This is a genomic window from Streptococcus infantis (assembly GCF_047460875.1).
In the GTDB taxonomy this organism is placed as follows: Bacteria; Bacillota; Bacilli; order Lactobacillales; family Streptococcaceae; genus Streptococcus; species Streptococcus infantis_AA.
Genome location: NZ_JASHFI010000031.1, coordinates 1 through 881 on the forward strand (window position 1 = coordinate 1; position 881 = coordinate 881).

1 protein-coding gene is annotated in these 881 nt (G+C 45.4%); it reads left to right on the plus strand.

Annotation, left to right across the window (positions count from 1 at the left end; genetic code table 11):
- A partial coding sequence (locus tag QM887_RS09910; RefSeq protein WP_414271440.1) for a G5 domain-containing protein occupies window positions 1-881 on the plus strand: 881 nt, incomplete at both ends.

Consider the following 881-nt stretch of genomic DNA (forward strand, 5'->3'; position numbering starts at 1 on the left):
TTGCCTAAGGGACAATCTCGTATCGTGACTGAAGGTGTGAACGGTCGTCGCAGCCATTTCTACTCTGTGACTACTGCTGCGGATGGATCTGAAGTTAAGACTCTAGTTAGCAGTGAAGTAAGCCTAGAACCTATCACCCAAGTGGTAGAGGTGGGGAACCCTGTCACTCACCTTGGTGATGAAAAAGGGCAAGCAGCTACAACTGAGGAACTTCCTAAACTAGATGTCCAAACTGAAGACATTCCATTTACAACTATTACTCGTGAAACCGATCAGTTGCCTAAGGGGCAATCTCGTATCGTGACTGAAGGTGTAAACGGTCGTCGCAACTACTTCTACTCTGTAACTACAGCTACGGATGGAACTGAAGTTAAGACTCTAGTTAGCAGTGAAGTAAGCCTAGAACCTATCACCCAAGTGGTAGAGGTGGGGAACCCTGTCACTCACCTTGGCGATGAAAAGAGGCAAGCAGCTACAACTGAGGAACTTCCTAAACTAGATGTCCAAACTGAAGACATTCCATTTACAACTATTACTCGCGAAACAGACCAACTGCCTAAAGGACAATCTCGTATCGTGACTGAAGGTGTGAACGGTCGTCGTACACATTTCTATTCTGTGACTACGGCGACGGATGGATCTGAAGTTAAGACTCTAGTAAGCAGTGAAGTAAGCCTAGAAACTATCACCCAAGTGGTAGAGGTGGGGAACCCTGTTACTCACCTTGGTGATGAAAAAGGACAAGCTACTATCGCTGAAAACAAACCGAGAGTTGACATCCAAAATGAAGAAATTCCATTCACAACCATCACTCGCGAAACTAATCAATTACCTAAAGGACAATCTCGTATCGTGACTGAAGGTGTAAACGGTCGTCGTAG